Origin of the sequence: Bacteroides cellulosilyticus, assembly GCF_020091405.1 — a bacterium.
GTDB lineage: Bacteria > Bacteroidota > Bacteroidia > Bacteroidales > Bacteroidaceae > Bacteroides.
On sequence record NZ_CP081903.1, the window covers coordinates 4,319,003 to 4,341,889 of the forward strand.

Below are 22,887 nucleotides of genomic sequence, written 5' to 3' on the forward strand. Positions count from 1 at the left end.
ATATTAAAAAGAAGCAACTATCATGAAATACAATAAGAAATATGTGTTTGTTACATGTGCTGCTCTGTTATTGGGCATGCAATCATGTGATTTGGAAGAATATAATCCGGCCGGAAGTACTCCGGACAATGTGTACAAGGAACAAGCTGGCTTTGAAGCTTTAGTAAATTCAGCTTATGCCTTTTGGGGTGGACAATTCTATGGGCGTGAAGACTTTGTATTGCTACTGAATGGTGGCGGCGATCTTTGGATTAATATTGCTAATTGCGGTTATGGTCGCCAAATGTCTAAATATGAAGAGTTGGCTCCTTCCGTTGGTCAGATAAAGAATACATGGAATCGTCTTTATGAGATTGTGAACGATTGCAATGCTGGTTTAGAACGCATTGATCAGGTGGATTTTAAAGATAAAAATCTGAGGGATATCCGCTTTGGAGAATTAAGCTTTATGCGTGCTTATGCTTATTGGCATCTGGTCGAGATTTATGGCAATGTTGACCTTAGGACGAAAGAGACTTCTGCTGAAAGTATTTCGATGAAATGCTATCGTAGCAGTTACGAGGATTTGTATGATTTGATGTTGACTGATGCGCAGAATGCGGTTGACAACTTGCCGGTAGATCCTTATCCTGTAAAGGAAGTAGGGCGTGCTACTTTAAAGGCGGCATACGGGCTATTGGCACGTGTCGCATTGACACGTGTTGCATACTGTGACAGCCAGGCAGATAAAGACAAATATTATAAGATTGCCGAAGATGCAGCCCAGTATGTCATTGATAATCAAAATACATTGAAAGTGACTTTGTATGACACACCTGCTGAAGTCTTCGATCCGAATAATAACAAGACTAATAAAGAAGCTATGTTTGTGGTAACTCATTCTACTGAGCCTTCTTTGAATATGCAGTCTAGTAATCCTAACCGTTTGCATATGTATTTCCATGCCAGTTATTCGGCAAGGGCAGGAATGGTGCAGAATTACGAATATGGAAATGATAAAAATGCCAAGTCGGGCAGTATGGCTATGATGCCTACACGTTATTTGTTGGAATTGTATAATGAAGATGTAGATGCTCGATACAATGCTTGGTTCCGTGAAGAATATAAACTAAATACAGCAAAAGCCTACTCCTGGACTAAAGATCAATTAGATTATTTCGAAAAACCGTCATCTATGGTCGGCCAAACTATTCAGCCGGGAGAAACAGCCTTGTTGTTTACCAAGAAGAAAATCGCTGATAAACGTAACTTACCTTACGCTGTGGTTGATATCGATGATACGTATACAGCTGATGGGGGAGTTAGTAGCAGTGCCAACTTTAATATTCACTTTCCGACATTACTGAAATATGAGGATGCAAGTTTGGAATCTAGAGGCTTGCCTACAAACTCGCAGGTTGGTGCCAATGATGTTATTACTATGCGTTTGCCTGAGATGTATTTCATTGTTGCCGAATGTGAAATAATGAAGTCCGGAGGAAACAAAGAGATAGCAAGAGCGCGCATCAATGATATACGACGGCGTGCGGCTATGCCGGGCAAAGAAGCTGAAATGGAGGTAGGAGCAGACAAAATGACTATTGACTTTATACTTGAAGAAAGAGCACGTGAGTATTGTGGTGAGTTCATGCGTTGGTTTGATTTAAAAAGAACTGGTAAACTGGTTGAGTATGTGAAAGGACATAACCCGGATATTCCCTTGATTCAATTGCATCATGCATGGCGTCCTATCCCTCAGATGTTCTTGGATTCAATTTTGAATCCGGATGAATTTGGTCAGAATGAGGGATATAATTAATTGGCTATTTGTTTAGTAAATCATCAATTTGCTTTTACTTGAATTATCAACTAAAAATGAGGGCTATGGAGCTTTTTAAATATTTTATAGTGTTAATGTTCTTGTGTGGAATTCATTTGAACGGCTTTGCTCAAATCACACGTGCGGCTATATTGGAAAATATAGCCCAAACAGGTGGTGTGTATTATGCCTATCCTGTGAAGGAAGCGATAGTAACTCCGGCTCCAAAAGGATATAAGCCTTTCTACATCAGTCATTATGCACGACACGGATCGAGGTGGATTCAGTCGGAACAAGATTACAAGACTGTAGTTGATATTTTTGAGAAAGCGCATCGAGCCGGAGCATTGACTGCTTTGGGTAATGATGTCCGCAAAAGGATGGCAATAGTATGGGAAGACGCAGAAGGGCATGGAGGAGACCTGACTTCTTTGGGGGTAAAACAGCATCGTGAAATAGCTGAAAGGATGTTTCAGAACTATCCTGAAGTTTTCAAGGGGACTCCTGCCATGTCTGCGCGTTCCACAACCGTATTACGTTGTGTGTTGAGTATGGATGCATTTTGTGAGCGATTAAAAGAGTTGAATCCTGCTTTACGGATTAAGCGTGAAGCTTGTGCTAAATATATGAAATATATGAATTATCATACCCCGGAAGCTGTGGAATTTGTTTCACACCAAGGAATTTGGTATGAGGAATATAGAAAATTTAAAGAAAGTCATACTCATCCCGATCGTTTGATTACTTCCTTGTTTAGTAGTTCGGATTATATTCGTAGAAATATAAATCCCGGTGAATTGATGTGGGGACTTTACTGGATAGCTTCCGATATGCAGAATGTTGAGATAGGGGTGGACTTCTATGATATATTTGAGGAAGATGAATTATTTGATTTGTGGCAAGTTTGTAATTATCATAATTATGTATGTGACGGTCCTGCACCTATTAATGGTGGAATAATGGTAGCAAGTGCAAAGTCATTACTTGAAAATATATTGGACTCTGCTGATGAAGCTATTAAGTCCGAAACCAATACTGCAACATTACGTTTCGGGCATGATGGGAATATTATTCCTTTGGTAGCATTACTGCAACTGGGAGATATGTGGAAAGCTGAAACAGAACCTGATAAGTTTTATCAGACATGGTGCAATTTCAAGGTGACTCCAATGGCTGCGAACATTCAAATGGTTTTCTTCAGAAAAAAAGCATCTGATGATATTATAGTGAAGTTTATGCATTGTGAGAAAGAAGTCGCAGTTCCTATAGAGACAGATATTACTCCTTTCTATCATTGGAAAGATGTTGAAATATACTATCGTAATCTTTTAAAGAAATTGCCATAGATCGTAAGCAATAGGTTTTATGGGCATCACACATTTTCGTATATAATATGTGATAAGAGAGGTAGGAATAGGTAAGAGGTTTATGGTTGAAATATTCTTGGTGAACAGCATTGACTTTTTGACAAATTGTATTTTTTGTAGGCTGAGAATTCGTTGTTTCCGACAGAATGCCTATGAAGGTGGAAATACGCAAATAAAAATGGGCAAGTGGTGGATTATTAATGTAATATCGAAATGATTACATTTCTTTCGGAAAGGAATGTTCCTTGAAAAGTGTGTTAATAAGAGAAAAATGTGCTGCAAGTAAGCATGTGACCGGTAAGTAGTAACCCTTTTGGCCGGAAGTAGTAACCCTTTTGCCCATAAGTAGTAATGATATCACTTCTAAGTAGTAACCCTTTTTTGTATAAGATGCCTGTAAAAGTGCAAATATATGCAGAAATGGCGGATTATCATCCTTTGTTTATACACAGAATACTCTGTAATATCATTTTTTGAAATAGGGTATGTTCTTTAAAAGGTGGATATACTGTCATTATTGTTATGAACTGGGTCGTATTTCTGTTATTTTGATATTTAAGGTTTTTGTTTTTTCTCTATCAATAGAACAATAGATAGATAACTTTTCTTTTTTTATTCTTTTCAGGTGATTACATATTTTTTAGTTGTTCGTCCTTTATCTGTAAAATGTAGATATTGGGTCCAATCAAGAGTTTTTATATTTTTGAATTTAATTTATTGAACAGATGAAAAAAGAAAAAATCTTTTCTAGAAAAACACAGAGCAGGTATCTAAGCGCTGCAAAGATTATTTGCCTCTCTTTCCTTTTTTCCGTACCAGTACAGGTTTGGGCAGAAAGCTTTGAAGATACACCTGCGTTGAATGTTGTTCAGCAACAAAAATCAGTAAAAGGTACTGTAGTGGATACGACTGGTGAGCCGGTGATTGGTGCGAATATAAAAGCGCAAGGTACTGATACCGGTACAATTACAGACTTGGATGGAAACTTCAGTTTGGTAATTCCGGCAAGTGCTAAACTTGAAATATCATTTATTGGATATGTCACACAAGTAGTGGCTGTGCCTGCAAATGGTATTGTAAAAATAACCTTGGCAGAAGATTCCAAACTTCTGGACGAAGTGGTTGTAGTAGGTTATGGAACTCAAAAGAAAGCGCATTTGACAGGTTCTATCTCTACGGTTAATCCCAATGATCTGAAAGAAATGCCCTATAGTAATATGGGTGCAATGCTGGCAGGTACGGTAGCGGGTTTGAACGTTAGCGGAGGTGACGGTCGTCCAGGTGTTGGAGCAACGATGACTATTCGCGATCCGTTCTCTACAGGGGTTTCAGGAAGTACCACTGCACCGATTTATGTGATTGACGGTGTTATTCAGTCGGATAATCCGCGTAACGGTATTTCAGCTTCGGAAGCTTTCAATAATCTCGATCCGAATGAGATCGAGTCCATTTCTATTTTGAAGGATGCCGCAGCGGCAGTATACGGAGCACGTGGTGCGCAAGGTGCTATCATCGTCACTACCAAGAAAGGTAGTGTAGATGGGAAACCTCGTATCAGCTACACTGGATCGGTGACTATGAATGATGAGATCTCACGTCCTAAGATGTTGGATGCATATCAGTATGGTCAATTCTGGAATGGATTTAAAGGTGCGGATGGTAACGAGTCAATCGGCAACCGAAAGAAAGATCTCTTCCAAATGGATGAGTTGGAGGCAATGAAAGGCATGAACTATGACTGGCTGGATAAAGCTTGGTCTGCGGCCTATAGTACCAAGCATAATGTGAATATCAGTGGTGGCGGTAACAGTTCATCCTATTTCGGAAGTATCTCTTATCAGACGCAAGAAGGTAACCTGAGTATGCTGGATTATGATCGTTGGAACTATCGCGTAGGAATGAGTACAACGATGGCTAAACATCTGAAGGTGAATTTGTCTATTTCGGGTAATTATGGCGACAGGAAGACTACTTTCAATAAGATTGGCGGAGAGAAAGATGATAACGATTATCTGGCATTGCTTACTACTCCGCGCTATGTGCCATGGTCGATAGAAAATGACAAAGGCGAAGATATCTGGCTATTGAGATATGGACCTAAAAATACTAATAGTAGCGTTCTTGGAAACTCTAATTATTTGCGTTACAATTATTTTGCCGTTGAGGATTTAGGTAACCAAAAGCAGACTAAGACGCAAGATATGACGATCAATGGTTCGTTGGAATATGATTTCGACTGGTTGGAGACATTGAAAGGTTTGAAATTGCGTTTTAGCTATGCGAAAACCATTGGTAATACTGAGGGAAGACAATTAGGTTCTAAATATGATGGTTATTATTTTACCACTCGTGGAGGTTCCGGTAATCACCTTTATATTGACGAAGGCGCACCAAGTAATAATCTGACTTTGCCATCGAATATGAAAACCCAGTCAGTTGATAATGGAAATCGTGTATTGCGTGACTTCGACCGTACAGATAGTTATCAGGTCAATTTCCAAGCCAGTTATGCACGTGATTTCGGAAAACATTCGGTAAGCGCTATGTTTGCCATGGAAAAGCGTGAAATGAATTATGAGTTTTCTCGTATATTGAAAGAAGGTCCGCTCAATGGTGACCTTGCCAATGGTGAAACCAATACAGCTACAGGTTCGGTAAGTTCAAGCAGCCAGACGTCGAGAAGCGAGAGCGGTGATTTATCCTATATCGGTCGTATTAATTACGCCTATGATAACCGTTACCTGTTCGAGTTTCTGATTCGTTCCGATGCTTCAACCAAGTTTGCTCCCGACAATTATTGGGGAGTCTTCCCTTCTATTTCCGTGGGATGGATTGTTTCAGAAGAAAAGTGGTATAAACTGGATTGGATGGATTATCTGAAAGTACGTGCTTCATTCGGTATCTTGGGACAGGATAATACAGCGGCTTGGTTGTGGCGTCAGCGATATACATATCAGGCTAATTATGGTGCAATATTTGGCACTTCACCGAGCAATAACTTAGGTTGGGCTTTGAAAACCGAGGCAGCTCCTAACTATGATGCGCACTGGGATAAAGACTACAAATATAATCTGGGAATAGATATGAAGTTCCTGAAGAACCGTTTATCGGTAGGTATCGATGCTTATCTGGACAAAAGAACCGATATGTTGGTAGTGCGTAGTGGTGTACCTGTAACTGTAGGCGCCAAGTCGGCGGCAGAGAATTTTGATGCGGTAGATAACTATGGTGTAGAACTGTCATTAGGTTGGCGCGATCATGTGTCTGACTTCAATTATTCTGTTCAGCTGAATGGGCAATGGCGTGATGCCCGCTATCGGAAAAAAGACTGGCCGGCTATATCAACTTACAAAGATGTCTATCGTGATGGCCCGGTTGATATGGGACAATGGGGATATGATTGTCTGGGTATGTTCCGCAATCAGGCTGAGATTGACAAATTTGTTGCAGACAACAATATTACTCAATATATGGGCTATAAGCCGGAGCAGATTAAACCGGGTATGTTGATATACCGCGATGTACGTGGCGAACAGAATCTGGATGGCTCATATAAAGGAGCGGACGGTATTGTAGACGATAAGGACATGATCCAACTGAGCAAAAGAAAGAGCAATCCTTACGGCATGTCTCTGATTCTGGGCGGTAGCTGGAAGGGAATCTCACTGAATGCCAACATCTCCAGCTCATGGGGTGGATATTCTACATATGCGGGAGGTTCATATATCTTTATGAATGAGGCTTCATTAGATGGTGCCAATCTTCCGATATATTGGAAAGACATGTTCGTTCCCGAAGATGTTGTGGACGATGCGGGCAATGTGGTGGCCAAGCAAAACCTGACAGCCAAATATCCTAATATGAAATACAGTATGAACAAGGAGGCATCCAGCTTCTGGAAGGTTAGTTCGTTCCGTATGTATGTTCGCAACCTGTCTTTGGGCTATACATTGCCAAAGGAATGGTTGAGCAAAGTGGGAATCTCAAGTTGTAAGATCAATCTGAGCGGAACAAATCTGTTCAGCTTCTTCAATCCTTATCCTGAACATTATACAGACCCGTTAACCGGTTACGGTACATTCCCGGCATTGCGCAGTTGGACAGTGGGATTGAATCTTTCTTTTTAAGTGATGTAATAATATAAATAAGATTAGAATATGAAAATAGATAATATCATACATAAAGGTGTGGGAATAGTTGCCTTTAGCGCATTGTTTCTGCTAGGCGGCTGTAGCGATGACTTCTTGAAGGATAAGAAGGACTATAATGGCTTCAACGATGAAATATACAGTAATTTCAGTATGGCGCAGGCAAGTGTGGATTACATTCACAGGCAGGTTGAACCCAAGGTAGGAGGAGTAAGTGCATTGAATGGTAGTACAGGTTCGGCTGATGATTTTTCCAAATCAACGCTGGAGTATGCCGGTTCTACGCCATTTGTTGGTTTGGCTGAAATCCTTACCAGCAATGTACCTTGTTATTTTAATGGCTCCAACGATCCGGCAAATAATAACGGTGTATGGTTGAATATCCGTCGTTGCAATCTGTTCCTTGACAATATTGACAAGGGGACATTGTCGGAAGGAGAAAGAAATATTCTTAAAGGGCAGGTTTACTTTTGGCGTGCATGGTTGTATTACCGTTTGGTGACCACTTATGGTGGAGTGCCTATCATAAAGAATGCGCAAAACCCTACGATTGGCGACGGTACGGTAGAAGAATCTACTTTGAATGTTGAACGTAGTTCTACAGATGATTGTGTAACGTTTGTCTGTGAAGATTTAGATAATGCAGCTTCGTTGTTGCCATCTGTTTGGAGTGATCCGTCAGTAAATTACGGTCGTGTAACCAAAGGTGCGGCTATGGCTTTGAAAGGACGCATGCTACTTTTCTATGCAAGCCCATTGTTCAATCGTTCCAACGATAAAAAAAGATGGGAGACAGCTTATACTGCAAACAAGGCTGCTTATGACGAACTTACTACTAATGGTGATAGAGAATTGGTGAGTGCAACAAGTAAGAGAGCGCAAGACTGGGAAAAGATGTTTGTGAATCCATTGTCCAAAGAGGCTGTATTGATAACATTATACAATAATATCTCTGACGATCAGTTCAGGTTCAATAATAGCTGGGAACAAAGCGCACGTCCCAAAGACATCAAAGGTGGTGGTGGAATCGCTGCCACAGCTGAAATGGTAGACTTGTTCCCTATGGCTGACGGTAAGAAGCCTGCTGAAAGTTCATTGACATATGATCCGCTGAAGTTCTACAAAGATCGTGATCCGCGCTTCTATCGTACCTTTGCATTTAATGGAGTTTGTTGGCCTTATAATACAGATAAAAGATATACAGTATGGAATTACCAATGGTTTAAGGATGCTGCGGCAGCCAATGAAGGTAAACCGGGTAATTCGGCACTTTATGACGGTGATGTCAGTTCAAGTATCTTTGTACGTAAACGTACTGACCCGAATGCTTACAATACATCCAATCTTAGTAGCGGAGTATTCTCACAGAGCGGTAGTCCATATATGGAAATACGTATGGCGGAAGTTATTCTGAATGTAGCTGAGGCGGCTTGTGGAAAAGGAGATGATGCCACTGCATTAACATTCCTGAAATATATTCGTGAACGTGTAGGTTATACAGGCAACTGCGGCTTTCCTTCCACTCTTTCAGGTGATGCCTTAATGGGTGCTATCCTTTATGAACGCCAGATAGAGTTGGCTTATGAAGGAAAAAGATTTGACGATATGCGTCGTTGGCTCTTATGGGATGACAGCTATGGTACTTGTACTCGTCTGGGTATTGCTCCTATCAGTGGAAATCAGACACGCAGACATGGCATTATTCTGGCTGTAAAACCGGAACTCTACACAAATAGTAAAGCTGGTAAGGATTATGATCCATTCAATCCGGAAGCTGCAGAATACTTAGGATCATCGGATCGCACGCAAATCAGTCTTGATCCGGATGCTTCAGATTCAGATTGGGAAAGTCAGATTGCTACCTTGGATAAATTCTATGAAAACAATTTGAATCGTGTAGTTAATGATCAGCTTGACGGTACGAGTACACCTGTGTTTTACATTACACACTTGAATAAATATTATTTCTTGGGTATTAAGCAGAATGTATTGCAAACAGGTACTAAACTGCAACAAAATATTGGTTGGTCAGATTATTATGGTTCTGAGGGAACATTTAATCCTATTGGTACCGGAAGTCTACTTCCATAAATCGCTCTTGAAATTTTTTGTTTAAGATCGCTTAAAGCTGCCAGGTGATTTCCATCTGGCAGCTTTTATTAGAATGATTGCTGTTATAAGTTATCGATTATTTTGCGATTAAAAAAGTTTCATGTGATTACAAAACATTTTTATCTTCGTCTAATAAATACATATAATTAATATATAAGAGAACAATGAAAAAGAAAGTAATACTAATAGTTTGTACTGCCGCAATGCTGACTCCGACTATTGCATGGGCACAATACCCGCAATTAACGGATGAAGCTAAGGAGACTTATAAGAAAATGATAACTGAAGAACGGAAACGTTCGGATGAAGCTTGGGCAAAAGCACGGCCTGTTGTTGAGAAAGAGGCTCGGGAAGGTCGTCCATATATTGAATGGGCTTCTCGTCCGGATGATCTTCCTCAAGCCGGCATTCCCGCTTTCCCCGGAGCTGAGGGTGGTGGTATGTATGCGCTTGGAGGTCGTGGTGGTAAAGTAATTACAGTAACCAATTTGAATGATCGTGGTCCCGGTTCTTTCCGTGAAGCTTGCGAAACAGGTGGTGCACGTATCATTGTATTCAATGTAGCGGGTATTATCCGTTTAGAATCTCCCATTATTGTTCGTGCTCCTTATGTAACGATAGCCGGACAAACAGCTCCGGGAGATGGAGTTTGTATTGCTGGAGAGTCATTTTGGGTGGATACTCATGATGTAGTGGTACGCCACATGCGTTTCCGTCGTGGTGAAACGAAAGTCCACCACCGTGACGACTCATTTGGAGGTAATCCGATTGGCAATATTATGATTGACCATTGCTCATGTACCTGGGGGCTGGATGAGAATATTTCTTTCTATCGTCACATGTACAGTCCGGGCGAAGGCTATAAAGATGAGAAACTTCCGACTGTCAATGTAACCATTCAAAATACAATTTCCGCTAAGGCACTGGATACATATAATCATGCTTTCGGTAGTACCTTGGGTGGTGAGAACTGTGCCTTTATGCGCAATCTTTGGGCCAGTAATGCTGGACGTAATCCCTCTGTCGGCTGGTATGGCATTTTCAATTTTGTGAATAACGTTGTGTATAATTGGGTACACCGTTCAATGGATGGCGGTGATTATCGTGCGATGTTCAATGTGGTCAATAATTATTATAAACCAGGACCGTTGACTCCGAAAGATTCTCCGGTGGGACATCGTATTTTGAAACCGGAAGCCGGGCGTAGTAAGTTGAACTATAAAGTATATGGTCGTGTATATGCAGATGGTAATGTAATGGAAGGGTATCCTGAAATAACTAAAGACAATTGGGCAGGTGGTATCCAGATTGAAACTCAAAAGGATACTGAGGGATATACCGATCAAATGCGTGCTTATCGGCCTTTCGTTATGCCTTATATCAATATTATGTCTGCTAATGATGCTTATGATTATGTCTTGAAATATGTGGGCGCCAATATCCCTTGTCGTGACATTGTTGATGAGCGAGTTATTGAGGAAGTGAAGACCGGTGTGGCTTATTATGAAAAGAAACTTCCCAAAGATGCTTATGGAGATAGATGGGGGTTAGCACCGAAATCTCAAGATGAAGAAGGTTATTTTAAGTATCGTCGTTTGCCGAAAGATTCTTATAAATCGGGGATTATTACTGATATTCGCCAGATGGGTGGTTATCCTGAATATAAAGGTACTCCATACGTTGATACAGATGGCGACGGTATGCCTGATAAATGGGAAATAGAGAATGGGCTGAATCCGAATGATCCGAGTGATGCGAATGAAGACTGCACCGGCGATGGATATACCAATATTGAGAAATACATCAATGGTATCAGCACCAAGAATAGGATTGACTGGACTGATATGAAAAATAACTACGATACATTGGCTGAAAAAGGTAAATTAATGTAATTATGAAAAAGATACTGTTACTCTCTTTGTTATTTCTTACCGGATGGGCGTTTACCGCTCAAGCCATTGATCTGGACAAAGAGAATCGTGATCCTGAATATGTAGAATCCATTGTGAAACGCTCGCAGAAAATTGTGGATAAACTTGGCATTAATGATGCGAAGGTAGCTGAAGATGTACGCAATGTTATTGCCAATCGCTACTTCACATTGAATGACATTTATGAGGTACGTGATGCGAAAATAAAAGAAATCAAAGAGTCGGGATTGACTGGCGATGCGAAAAATAATGCGTTGAAAGCTGCAGAAGACGCTAAAGATGCAGCTCTCTACCGGATTCATTTCGCTTTTCCTGCAGAATTGTCCCTTTTTCTGAATGAGGAACAAATAGAAGGAGTGAAAGACGGGATGACGTATGGAGTTCTGGAAATAACTTATAAATCGCATCTCGACATGATTCCTTCTCTTAAGGAAGATGAAAAGGCTCAGATTTATGCTTGGCTGAAAGAGGCCCGTGAATTTGCCATTGATGCTGAAAACTCAGATAGGAAACATGCTTTTTTCGGCAAGTACAAAGGGCGAATCAATAATTATCTTACTAAACGTGGATATGATTTGAAGAAAGAGCGTGAAGAGTGGTATAAACGTGTGAAGGCACGTGGAGGTTCTCTGTAAACGCCATAATGGTTAGTGTTTGATGTGGAAAAAGGCAACTTGTAAGGTTGCCTTTTTTGTTGTTGAAACTTCCACCTCTATTTGAGTACAAATCTCTTTTTCCACCGTCTACTCTGCATATATAATATAATATCGAATAAAAGATTTATAGAAATGAGGAAATTTAGAAATACATTAGCTGCAATAAGCATCTTGTTTTTAGCTTCTTGTGGGGGAAACAAAGACTATTATATGTTTACTTCATTCCATGAGCCCGCTGATGAAGGGTTAAGATATTTATATAGTGAAGATGGTATGCATTGGGATAGCATCCCCGGTGTCTGGCTGAAACCGGCATTGGGGCAACAACAGTTGATGCGTGACCCCTCAATGGTGCGTACCCCGGATGGAACCTATCACTTGGTATGGACTACCAGTTGGAAGGGAGATCTTGGATTTGGCTATGCACATTCCAAAGATTTGGTCCACTGGTCGGAGCAACAAATGATTCCGGTAATGGCTGATGAACCGACGACTGTCAATGTATGGGCGCCGGAGATTTTTTATGATGATGAGAACGGACAATTTATGGTTGTTTGGGCATCTTGTGTCCCGGGTCGCTTTGAAAGAGGAATAGAGGAAGAAGAAAATAATCATCGTTTATATTACATCACAACGAAAGATTTTAAGACGATATCGGAAACCAAACTTTTATATGATCCGGGATTCAGTTCGATTGACGCTACCATCCTGAAACGTGCGAAAAACGATTACGTAATGGTGCTTAAAGATAATACACGCCCCGAACGTAACTTGAAAGTAGCTTTCGCCGACTCACTTACAGGACCTTATTCTCCAGCTTCGCAACCGTTTACCGAGTCCTTTGTAGAGGGACCGTCGGTAGAGAAAGTAGGAGAGGATTACCTTGTTTATTTTGATGTTTACAGAAAAAAAATATACGGAGCCGTACGTACCCGGGATTTTATTAACTTTACCGATGAAACCAGAAACGTAAGCATACCTGTGGGACATAAACACGGGACTATCTTCAAAGCTCCGGAGTCACTTGTCAAGGCTTTACTTGAGGGGAATAAGAAGAAATAATTATAAATCCGAAACAATAAACCGTAATCATGAATAACTCCACAAAACTTCTTTTTGTATTGGCTGCCGGATGGCTGGCAGCAACAGTTTCTGCGCAGGATAGAATCCACTATACAGGAACGGAATTATCGAATCCTGCCTATCATGACGGACAGTTGTCTCCGGTGGTGGGAGTGCACAATATACAGTTGGTACGTGCCAACCGTGAAAACCCTGATGCATCTAACGGTGCCGGGTGGACTTATAATCACCAGCCGATGCTGGCATATTGGAACGGGCAGTTTTATTATCAGTACCTGTCTGACCCTTCGGATGAGCACATCCCGCCTTCGCAGACTTTCCTGATGACCTCTGAAGATGGTTATCAGTGGACAAATCCGGAAGTAGTGTTTCCACCTTATAAGGTACCGGATGGATATACAAAAGAGTCTCGTCCGTGCATACAGGCTAAAGATTTGATTGCAATCATGCACCAGCGTGTAGGATTTTATGTTTCCAAATCGGGCCGGCTGATTACAATGGGAAATTATGGAGTTGCCTTGGATAAAAAGGATGACCCTAATGATGGAAATGGAATTGGACGTGTGGTACGCGAAATAAATAAAGATGGTTCTTTCGGACCGATCTATTTTATTTATTATAACCACGGGTTCAACGAAAAGAATACTGACTATCCATATTTCAGGAAAAGTAAGGATCGTGAGTTCGTAAAAGCTTGTCAGGAAATTCTGGATAATCCGTTGTATATGATGCAATGGGTGGAGGAAGCTGACCGGGAAGACCCGGTTATTCCTTTGAAAAAGGGATATAAAGCGTTCAACTGTTATACATTACCCGATGGGCGTATTGCCAGCCTTTGGAAACATGCCCTGACTTCCATCAGTGAAGATGGCGGACATACCTGGGCGGAGCCTGTGCTTCGTGCCAAAGGTTTTGTCAACAGTAATGCGAAAATCTGGGGGCAGCGTCTGAGCGACGGTATGTATGCTACCGTGTATAATCCGTCGGAATTTCGCTGGCCGCTGGCAATCTCCCTGAGCAAAGATGGGTTGGAATATACGACTCTGAACCTGGTGCATGGTGAGATTCCTCCGATGCGTTATGGTGGGAATTACAAATCTTACGGCCCGCAATATGCCCGTGGCATTCAGGAAGGAAACGGAGTACCTGCCGATGGTGACTTGTGGGTTTCCTACAGCGTGAATAAGGAAGACATGTGGATATCCCGTATTCCTGTTCCCGTAGAACTGAAGGCGTCCGCGCATGCGGATGATAATTTCTCCGGATATGAGACCATTGCAGGACTGACGAACTGGAATATTTATTCTCCGGTTTGGGCGCCGGTCTCTTTGGATGGGAAATGGCTGCGCCTGCAGGATAAAGATCCTTTTGATTATGCAAAGGTGGAACGTAAAATTCCGGCTTCCAAAGAGTTGAAAGTAACCTTTGATTTGCAGGCCGGACAGAATGATAAAGGTACGCTTCAGATTGACTTTCTGGATGAGAACAGCATTGCCTGTTCGCGGCTGGAACTGACTCCCGATGGCGTTTTCCGTGCCAAGGGCGGTTCGCGTTTCGGAAATATGATGAAGTATGAGCCGGGAAAGACTTATCATGTCGAGGCTGTTCTTTCGGTTGCCGACCGTAACATCCAGGTTTATGTGGATGGCAAAAGAGTGGGCCTCCGCATGTTCTTTGCCCCTGTAGCCTCTATCGAGCGAATAGCTTTCCGCACTGGAGCGCCACGCACATTCCCCACTGTAGATACTCCTGCCGACCAGACATACGATCTTCCGGATGCAGGTGCCCGGGAGGCTTTGGTTGAATATCGTATTGCCAATGTGAAGACTTCTTCTGCCGATAAAGATGCAACAGCCGCTTTTCTGAACTATGCGGATTTTAAGCATTATGTGGATTATTTCAATGGAATGGAAGATGAGAATATAGCCCAGGCTATTCCAAATGCGAAAGCTTCGGAGTGGATGGAAGAAAATATTCCTTTGTTTGAGTGCCCGCAACGTAATTTTGAAGAGATGTATTACTACCGTTGGTGGTCGCTACGTAAACATATCAAACAGACTCCTGCCGGTTACGGCATGACGGAGTTCCTTGTGCAGCGTTCATACGCCGACAAATACAATTTAATTGCTTGTGCTATCGGGCATCATATTTATGAAAGCCGTTGGCTGCGCAATCCCGAGTATCTGGATCAGATTATTCACACCTGGTATCGTGGTAACGAAGGTGGTCCGATGAAGAAAATGGATAAGTTCAGTTCCTGGAATGCGGATGCCGTGCTGGCCCGCTATATGGTGGATGCGGACAGGGATTTCATGTTGGACATGAAGAAGGACCTGGAAACGGAATATGAACGTTGGGAGCGTACAAACCGTTTGAAGAATGGACTGTATTGGCAGGGAGACGTGCAGGACGGTATGGAAGAGTCTATCAGCGGCGGTCGTAGAAAGAAGTATGCACGCCCCACGATCAACAGCTATATGTATGGCAATGCAAAGGCGCTTTCGCTGATGGGTATCTTTGCCGGTGATGAGGGAGGAGCTATGAAATATGGAATGAAGGCGGACACACTGAGAGGTCTGGTTCAGAGTGAACTGTGGAATACGCGTCATCAGTTTTTTGAAACCATGCGTACGGATTCTTCCGCAAATGTGCGCGAAGCTATCGGTTATATTCCCTGGTATTTTAATTTGCCGGACACAGCCGGACAATATGCAGTCGCCTGGAAAGAGATTATGGACGAGAAGGGATTCTCCGCCCCTTACGGATTGACAACAGCCGAACGCCGCCATCCTGAATTCCGCACACACGGAGTAGGTAAATGCGAGTGGGACGGTGCAATCTGGCCGTTTGCTTCGGCACAGACTCTCACGGCTATGGCTAATTTCATGAATAACTATCCGCAGACTGTGTTGTCAGACAGTGTCTATTTTCGTCAGATGGAGCTGTATGTGGAATCGCAATATCATCGCGGACGGCCTTATATCGGCGAATATCTGGATGAAGTGACTGGTTATTGGCTGAAAGGCGACCAGGAACGAAGCCGTTACTACAACCATTCCACTTTCAATGATTTGATGATTACGGGTTTAATCGGACTTCGCCCACGTCTGGACGATACGGTAGAGGTGAATCCGCTGATACCGGCGGATCGATGGGATTGGTTCTGTCTGGACAATGTTTTGTATCACGGGCATAATCTTACTATTCTTTGGGATAAGTACGGTGATCGTTACCACCGGGGAAAAGGGTTGCGCATCTTTGTAGATGGAAAAGAAGTGGGACATGCGGATACATTGACGAGGATTGTTTGTGAACATGCATTGAAATGATGGCAAATGATAATTTAACGAAGCCCCGTGAAGCCGCCGGAAAAGCACTTGCGCAGGGGGTCAAAACTGCGTGCGCACGCAGTTAAAAATGGAAGCGCAAGGAGTTTTAACTGGAAGCGCAAGCATTTTCAACCGGAAGCGCAAGCATTTTTAAGCGCCCGCGCAAGCGTTTTTCAGGCAGCTTCACGGGGCTTCGTTATTGTATAAGACTGATGTGATTACTTACTGAAATAGAGATAGACTAATGATGGTTTTAAAAAGATATATTCTTCTTCTTCTTTGTTTGCCTTGTCTGGCGCAGGCAAAGAATATAACGGTTAGCCGCCTCACTTGTGAAATGCAGGAGGGAATGGTGATTGTTGAGGGTTATCCCCGTCTGGGATGGGCTATGTCGTCATCCGAAAACGGGACGAGGCAGACCGCCTATCAGGTTGAAATTCGTGAAGCCTGCACGGGACGTTCTGTCTGGAACAGCGGAAAAGTCAAGTCTTCTCAAAGCCAGTTAATATCCACTCAGGAGGCTGACATTCATCGTTACAGTCCCTATAGTTATGTTTGGCGTGTGCGCGTTTGGGATGAAACAGATGCGCCGTCCGAGTGGAGCCGTGAGGCGAAATTCCGTTTAGCTCCCGAAAGTTTATCTTCTGCAAAATGGATTGGCGCCATCACCCGTGAAGATGCCCGTCTGCCCGAAGGACGGAGATTTCATGGCGCAGAGTTGAAGAAGCCGGAAGTTAAAGCGGCCTGGGCGGCTGTGGACACATTGGCTAAGAAAAGCATTTGTCTGCGCCGGGAGTTCAGGACTGATAAGAAAGTGGTGGAAGCCACCGCATCAGTCTGTGGTCTGGGATTTTATGAATTCTCCCTGAACGGGAAGAAAGTAGGCGACAGTGAGTTTGCCCCGCTTTGGAGCGATTATGATAAAAGCGTGTATTATAATACGTATGATGTAACGGAATTGTTGCAGAAAGGTGAAAATGTCGCCGGTGTTTTGTTGGGTAACGGCTTTTATAATGTGCAGGGCGGGCGTTATCGTAAATTGCTGATAAGTTTCGGAGCTCCGACTCTTTTGTTTTCATTGGTCATTAATTATGAGGATGGAACGCGGGAGACAATCTATTCGGATAACGACTGGAAATACGATTTGAGCCCTATCACTTTTAATTGCATTTACGGGGGAGAAGATTATGATGCGCGCCGTGAACAGGAAGGATGGAATAAAATCGGTTTCAATGACAGGCAATGGCGTCCGGTAGTGGTTCAGGAAGCTCCGAAGGGAATGCTTCGTCCGCAGAAGGCGGCTCCGGTAAAGATTATGGAGCGCTATGACATTCAGAAGGTGACGAAACTTACGTCTGAACAGATTCTTTCTGCCTGTAAATCAACCAAAAGAACGGTCGATCCTTCTGCCTTTGTACTGGATATGGGGCAGAATCTGGCTGGTTTCCCGGAGATTACCGTGCGTGGAAAGCGGGGGCAAAAGGTCACTTTGATAGTTGCCGAGGCCTTGACCGATGAAGGTGCTTGCAATCAGCGTCAGACGGGACGCCAGCATTATTATGAATATACCTTGAAAGGTGAAGGCGACGAGACTTGGCATCCCCGTTTTTCTTATTATGGCTATCGTTACATCCAGGTGGAAGGGGCGGTGCTGAAGGGACAGAAGAATCCGGGAAAACTGCCTGTCTTGAAAAACATTCAATCGTGCTTTGTTTATAACTCGGCACGAAAGGTATCTACGTTCGAGTGTTCCAACCCCATCTTCAATGCGGCTCATCGTCTGATAGAGAAAGCTGTGCGCAGCAATATGCAGTCGGTGTTTACGGATTGTCCCCATCGTGAAAAGCTGGGTTGGCTGGAACAGGTGCACCTCAATGGCCCGGGCTTGCTCTATAATTATGATCTCACAGCCTTTGCCCCTCAGATAATGCGGAATATGGCAGATGCCCAGCATGCCAATGGAGCGATGCCTACGACTGCACCGGAATATGTGGTTTTTGAAGGTCCGGGAATGGACGCTTTTGCCGAATCTCCGGAGTGGGGAGGAGCTTTGGTCATTTTTCCGTATATGTATTATGAAACATACGGAGACGATTCACTGATAAAGAAATACTATCAGAATATGCGCCGCTATGTAGACTATCTCTCCACCCGCGCCGACCGCCATATCCTTTCTTTCGGCCTGGGCGACTGGTATGATTACGGGGATTTCCGTGCCGGTTTCTCCCGGAATACACCGGTTCCGTTGGTAGCCACGGCGCACTATTACATGAGCGTTGACTATTTAATTAAAGCGGCATCTATTGTAGGTAATGATTATGATGTCAGATATTACAGTTCTTTGGCATACGACATCATGGTTGCGTTTAATGAACGCTTTCTGAATCATGATACGGCACAATACGGCACGGGAAGCCAGTGCAGCAATGCATTGCCGCTTTTCCTCCGGCTCACTCAAAGCGCCGGACACCAGGGCATCTATGAAATGGATCATCGCCTGAACCGGAAGGTCTTCATGAACCTTGTGAAAGATGTGGAAGCCCATGGCAACCGGTTGACCACCGGTGATGTAGGCAACCGCTATCTGATCCAGACGTTGGCCAATTACGGTGCGGATGAACTTATCTATAAGATGTTCAACCACGAAGAAGCACCCGGATATGGCTTCCAACTCAAGTTTGGCGCCACAACTCTGACGGAACAGTGGGACCCCCGCCAAGGCTCTTCCTGGAATCACTTTATGATGGGACAGATTGATGAATGGTTTTTCAATTCGCTGGCCGGAATCCGTCCGTATGTTAAGAATGGATACCAGATTGTTGGCATTGCCCCGAAACCGGTTGGTGACTTGAAATATGTGAAATGCTCTTATGATACTCCTTACGGTGTGATAGCTGTAGACTGGACTCATGAGAGTGGAACGTTTACGTTGAATCTTTCTGTTCCGGTAAATACAACCGCAGTCGTTACCCTTCCCGGAGAGATAGCGCCGAAAGAAGTACAAAGCGGAACCTATCAATGGGTAGTGAACGAAAAATAATCAATAACAATATGACTATGAAACTCAGAATAACCCTTTTCTCCCTCTTCTGTTTTTGTGTAACTATTGCGCTCCGTGCGGAACGGGTGGATATGATTAAGGCAGGTGCGGCAACAGACGGGAAGTCCTTGAATACACGGCTGATAAACTCTACCATCGACCGCCTGAATGCCAATGGCGGAGGAACGCTTTACTTTCCCGCCGGAACTTATCTGACAGGAAGCATCCGTATGAAAAGTAACATAACCCTCGAACTGGAGGCAGGGGCCACCTTGCTGTTCTCCGATAACTTTGACGATTACCTGCCTTTTGTGGAGATGCGTTACGAAGGGGTGATGATGAAGAGCTTCCAGCCTTTGATTTATGCCGTAGACGCGGAGAACATCACCATCAAGGGAGAAGGAACTCTGGATGGCCAGGGCAAGAAGTGGTGGATGGAGTTCTTTCGCGTCATGATTGACCTGCGAGATAACGGCGTTCGCGATATAAATAAATACCAGCCGATGTGGGATAAGGAGAACGATACGAAGGCCATTTATGCTGATACGAACGAAGACTATGTCGGTACGCTGCAACGTCGTTTCTTCCGTCCTCCATTCATACAGACTGTCCGTTGTAAGGGAGTCAGAATAGAGGGTGTGAAGATTATCAATTCTCCATTCTGGACGGTGAATCCAGAGTTTTGTGAGAACGTGGTGGTAAAAGGAATCACCATTCATAACGTACCTTCTCCCAATACGGATGGAATTAATCCGGAATCTTGCCGGAACGTGCATATCAGCGATTGCCACATTTCGGTAGGCGACGATTGTATAACGATTAAATCCGGTCGGGATGCGCAAGGACGCCGTCTGGGAGTACCTTGTGAGAATATTACAATAACCAATTGTATCATGCTTGCCGGACATGGCGGAGTAGTGATTGGCAGTGAAATGAGCGGAGGAGTCCGTAAAGTGGCTATTTCCAACTGCATTTTTGATGGAACCGACCGTGGCATCCGGCTTAAATCGACCCGCGGGCGGGGAGGAGTCGTCGAAGATATCCGTGTCAGCAATATTGTGATGAGCAATATCAAACAGGAAGCCGTGATTCTGGATTTGAAGTACAGCAAGATGCCTCTCGAACCCAAGAGCGAGCGTACTCCCATATTTCGTAATGTGCACATCAGCGGGATGACTGTGACGGACGTTAAAACTCCGATAAAGATTGCCGGCCTGGAAGAAGCTCCGATATCCGACATTGTACTGCGTGACATCCATATCCGGGGTGCCGGGCAGAAGTGTGTGTTTGAAGACTGCGAGCGTATTACGCTGGATGATGTCAACGTCAACGGTGAAGAAGTGAAACTTAAATAACATGATACAGAAATATGAAACGAATTATTTTCTCCGTGCTTCTTGCCGCATCTCTTTCGGCAGAAGCACAAACGCAAACTTATGAGACGGCATTTGCCCGTCCGCTGAATGAAGTACTGGCGGATATTCAACAACGTTTTGGCATTCGTTTGAAGTATGACATAGATACGGTAGGAAAAGTATTGCCATACGCGGATTTTCGTATCCGTCCTTATTCAGTAGAAGAATCCCTGACGAATGTATTGTCACCTTTCGATTACAAATTTGTCAAGCAGGGGGCGGATATGTATAAGTTGAAAGCATACGAATATCCCCGCCGGACGGATGCTGATGGTGAAAAAATGCTGGCCTATCTCAATTCCCTTTATGCGGATAAAGAGGCTTTGGAACTCCGTGCCGATTCTTTGAGAAAAGAGGTTCGTCGGCGTTTAGGCATTGACGCTTTGCTGGCTCAATGTGTGAAGTCAAAGCCGGTTCTTTCGAAGGTGAGGAAATTTGACGGCTATACGGTACAGAATTTTGCACTCGAAACGCTTCCCGGACTCTACGTCTGCGGTTCCGTTTATGTCCCTAAATCGAAAGGGAAACATGCGCTTATCATCTGTCCGAACGGACATTTCGGTGGCGGGCGTTATCGCGAAGACCAGCAGCAGCGTATGGGAACCCTGGCGCGTATGGGTGCCGTTTGTGTGGATTATGATCTTTTCGGCTGGGGAGAGTCCGCCTTGCAGGTGGGCAGTGCGGCACATCGCAGCAGTGCGGCGCATACCATTCAGGCTATGAACGGACTTCTGATTCTTGACTATATGCTTGCTTCCCGTAAAGATATTGATGTGAACCGTATCGGAGTAAACGGAGGGTCCGGTGGCGGGACGCAAACTGTTTTGCTGAGCGTGCTCGACGGGCGTTTTACGGCTTCGGCACCGGTGGTGAGCCTTGCCTCTCATTTCGACGGAGGGTGTCCCTGTGAGAGTGGTATGCCTATCCAGCTTGCTGCGGGAGGAACCTGCAATGCCGAACTGGCTGCAATTTTTGCTCCTCGTCCGCAGTTGGTAGTGTCTGATGGCGGAGATTGGACTGCAAGCGTCCCTACGCTGGAATTTCCCTATCTGCAACGTGTTTATGGATTTTACGGTGCAAAAGATAAAGTGGTGAATGTACATCTGCCGAAAGAGAAGCATGATTTCGGTCCCAATAAGCGGAACGCTGTTTATGATTTCTTTGCCGAAGTCTTCGATTTGGATAAGAAGATGCTGGATGAGAGTAAAATCACTATTGAGCCGGAATCTGCCATGTATAGTTTTGGCGAGAAAGGTGAGTTGCTTCCGGAAAGCGCGGTTCGTTCATTTGATGGAATAGCCGCCTACTTTGATAAGAAAGCTTTTGCCCGATTGAAATCAGATGCTTCTCTTGAGAAAAAGGCAAACGAATGGGTAGCTTCTCTGAATCTGGATGATGACAAGAAAGCCGGTTTTGCTGCAACCGCTGTGTACAATCATTTGCGTAAAGTTCGCGACTGGCATAATGAACATCCTTATACTACTATTCCTGCCGGTATCAATCCTCTGACCGGTAAACCGCTGAGCAAGCTGGACCGTGAAATGATAGCCGATTCTGCCATGCCGGAAGAAGTTCATGAAAAGTTGATGAAAGATTTACGCAGAGTGCTGACAGAAGAACAGGTGGAACAGATTCTTGATAAATATACGGTTGGTAAAGTGGCTTTCACTTTAAAGGGATATCAGGCTATTGTTCCCGACATGACGGAAGAGGAAACGGCTTTTGTGCTGGAACAGTTGAAGTTGGCTCGTGAACAGGCTATTGATTATAAGAACATGAAGCAGATTTCCGCAATCTTCGAAATCTATAAAACCAAGTGTGAGCAGTATTTTAATGAGCATGGCCGTAACTGGCGTCAGATGTTCAAGGACTATGTAAATAAGAGGAAGGCGGAAAAGTGAAAAGAAAGGAATTATTTCACCACAGAGGACACAGAGAGCACAGAGGTTATAATTATCTCTGAATTAGAAGTCTAAAAACTCTGCGTTCTCTGTGTCCTCTGTGGTGA

General features: G+C 43.7%; 11 protein-coding genes. All 11 read left to right on the forward strand.

The genetic code is table 11. The annotated features are described in order from the left end of the window. The first annotated feature begins 22 nt into the window (after positions 1-22). The 11 genes from K6V21_RS16075 to K6V21_RS16125 all read left to right on the forward strand — a co-directional run bounded on the left by K6V21_RS16075 (position 23) and on the right by K6V21_RS16125 (position 22,780). Positions 23-1,798 (forward strand): RagB/SusD family nutrient uptake outer membrane protein, encoded by a 1,776-nt coding sequence (locus tag K6V21_RS16075; protein ID WP_224319245.1) that lies wholly within the window; start codon positions 23-25, stop codon positions 1,796-1,798. A gap of 65 nt (positions 1,799-1,863) precedes the next feature. After that, entirely contained in the window at positions 1,864-3,144 is a 1,281-nt protein-coding gene (locus tag K6V21_RS16080; RefSeq protein WP_224319246.1) for a histidine-type phosphatase, read from the forward strand. 746 nt (positions 3,145-3,890) lie between these two features. After that, entirely contained in the window at positions 3,891-7,292 is a 3,402-nt protein-coding gene (locus K6V21_RS16085) for a SusC/RagA family TonB-linked outer membrane protein (RefSeq protein ID WP_224319247.1), read from the forward strand. Between the two features lie 30 nt (positions 7,293-7,322). Next, positions 7,323-9,404: a RagB/SusD family nutrient uptake outer membrane protein gene (locus K6V21_RS16090; protein WP_224319248.1), complete on the forward strand. Its 2,082-nt coding sequence runs from the start codon at positions 7,323-7,325 to the stop codon at positions 9,402-9,404. A gap of 185 nt (positions 9,405-9,589) precedes the next feature. After that, a complete protein-coding gene (locus K6V21_RS16095) occupies positions 9,590-11,317 on the forward strand; it encodes a polysaccharide lyase (protein WP_224319249.1) in 1,728 nt (575 codons plus the stop codon). A gap of 2 nt (positions 11,318-11,319) precedes the next feature. Then, on the forward strand, positions 11,320-11,991 hold the full coding sequence (locus tag K6V21_RS16100) for a DUF3826 domain-containing protein (RefSeq protein WP_224319250.1): 672 nt from the start codon (positions 11,320-11,322) through the stop codon (positions 11,989-11,991). Positions 11,992-12,144: 153 nt separating this feature from the next. Next, positions 12,145-13,074, forward strand: a complete 930-nt coding sequence (locus K6V21_RS16105; protein WP_224319251.1) for a glycoside hydrolase family 43 protein — start codon at positions 12,145-12,147, stop codon at positions 13,072-13,074. Between the two features lie 29 nt (positions 13,075-13,103). After that, on the forward strand, positions 13,104-16,424 hold the full coding sequence (locus K6V21_RS16110; RefSeq protein ID WP_224319252.1) for an MGH1-like glycoside hydrolase domain-containing protein: 3,321 nt from the start codon (positions 13,104-13,106) through the stop codon (positions 16,422-16,424). A 247-nt stretch (positions 16,425-16,671) separates the two neighbouring features. Further along, positions 16,672-19,464 (forward strand): glycoside hydrolase family 78 protein, encoded by a 2,793-nt coding sequence (locus tag K6V21_RS16115; RefSeq protein ID WP_224322059.1) that lies wholly within the window; start codon positions 16,672-16,674, stop codon positions 19,462-19,464. Between the two features lie 17 nt (positions 19,465-19,481). Beyond that, complete coding sequence (locus K6V21_RS16120) at positions 19,482-20,819, forward strand: glycoside hydrolase family 28 protein (protein WP_224319253.1); 1,338 nt, start codon at positions 19,482-19,484, stop codon at positions 20,817-20,819. 14 nt (positions 20,820-20,833) lie between these two features. Then, on the forward strand, positions 20,834-22,780 hold the full coding sequence (locus K6V21_RS16125) for a DUF3826 domain-containing protein (protein WP_224319254.1): 1,947 nt from the start codon (positions 20,834-20,836) through the stop codon (positions 22,778-22,780). Positions 22,781-22,887 lie beyond the last annotated feature (107 nt).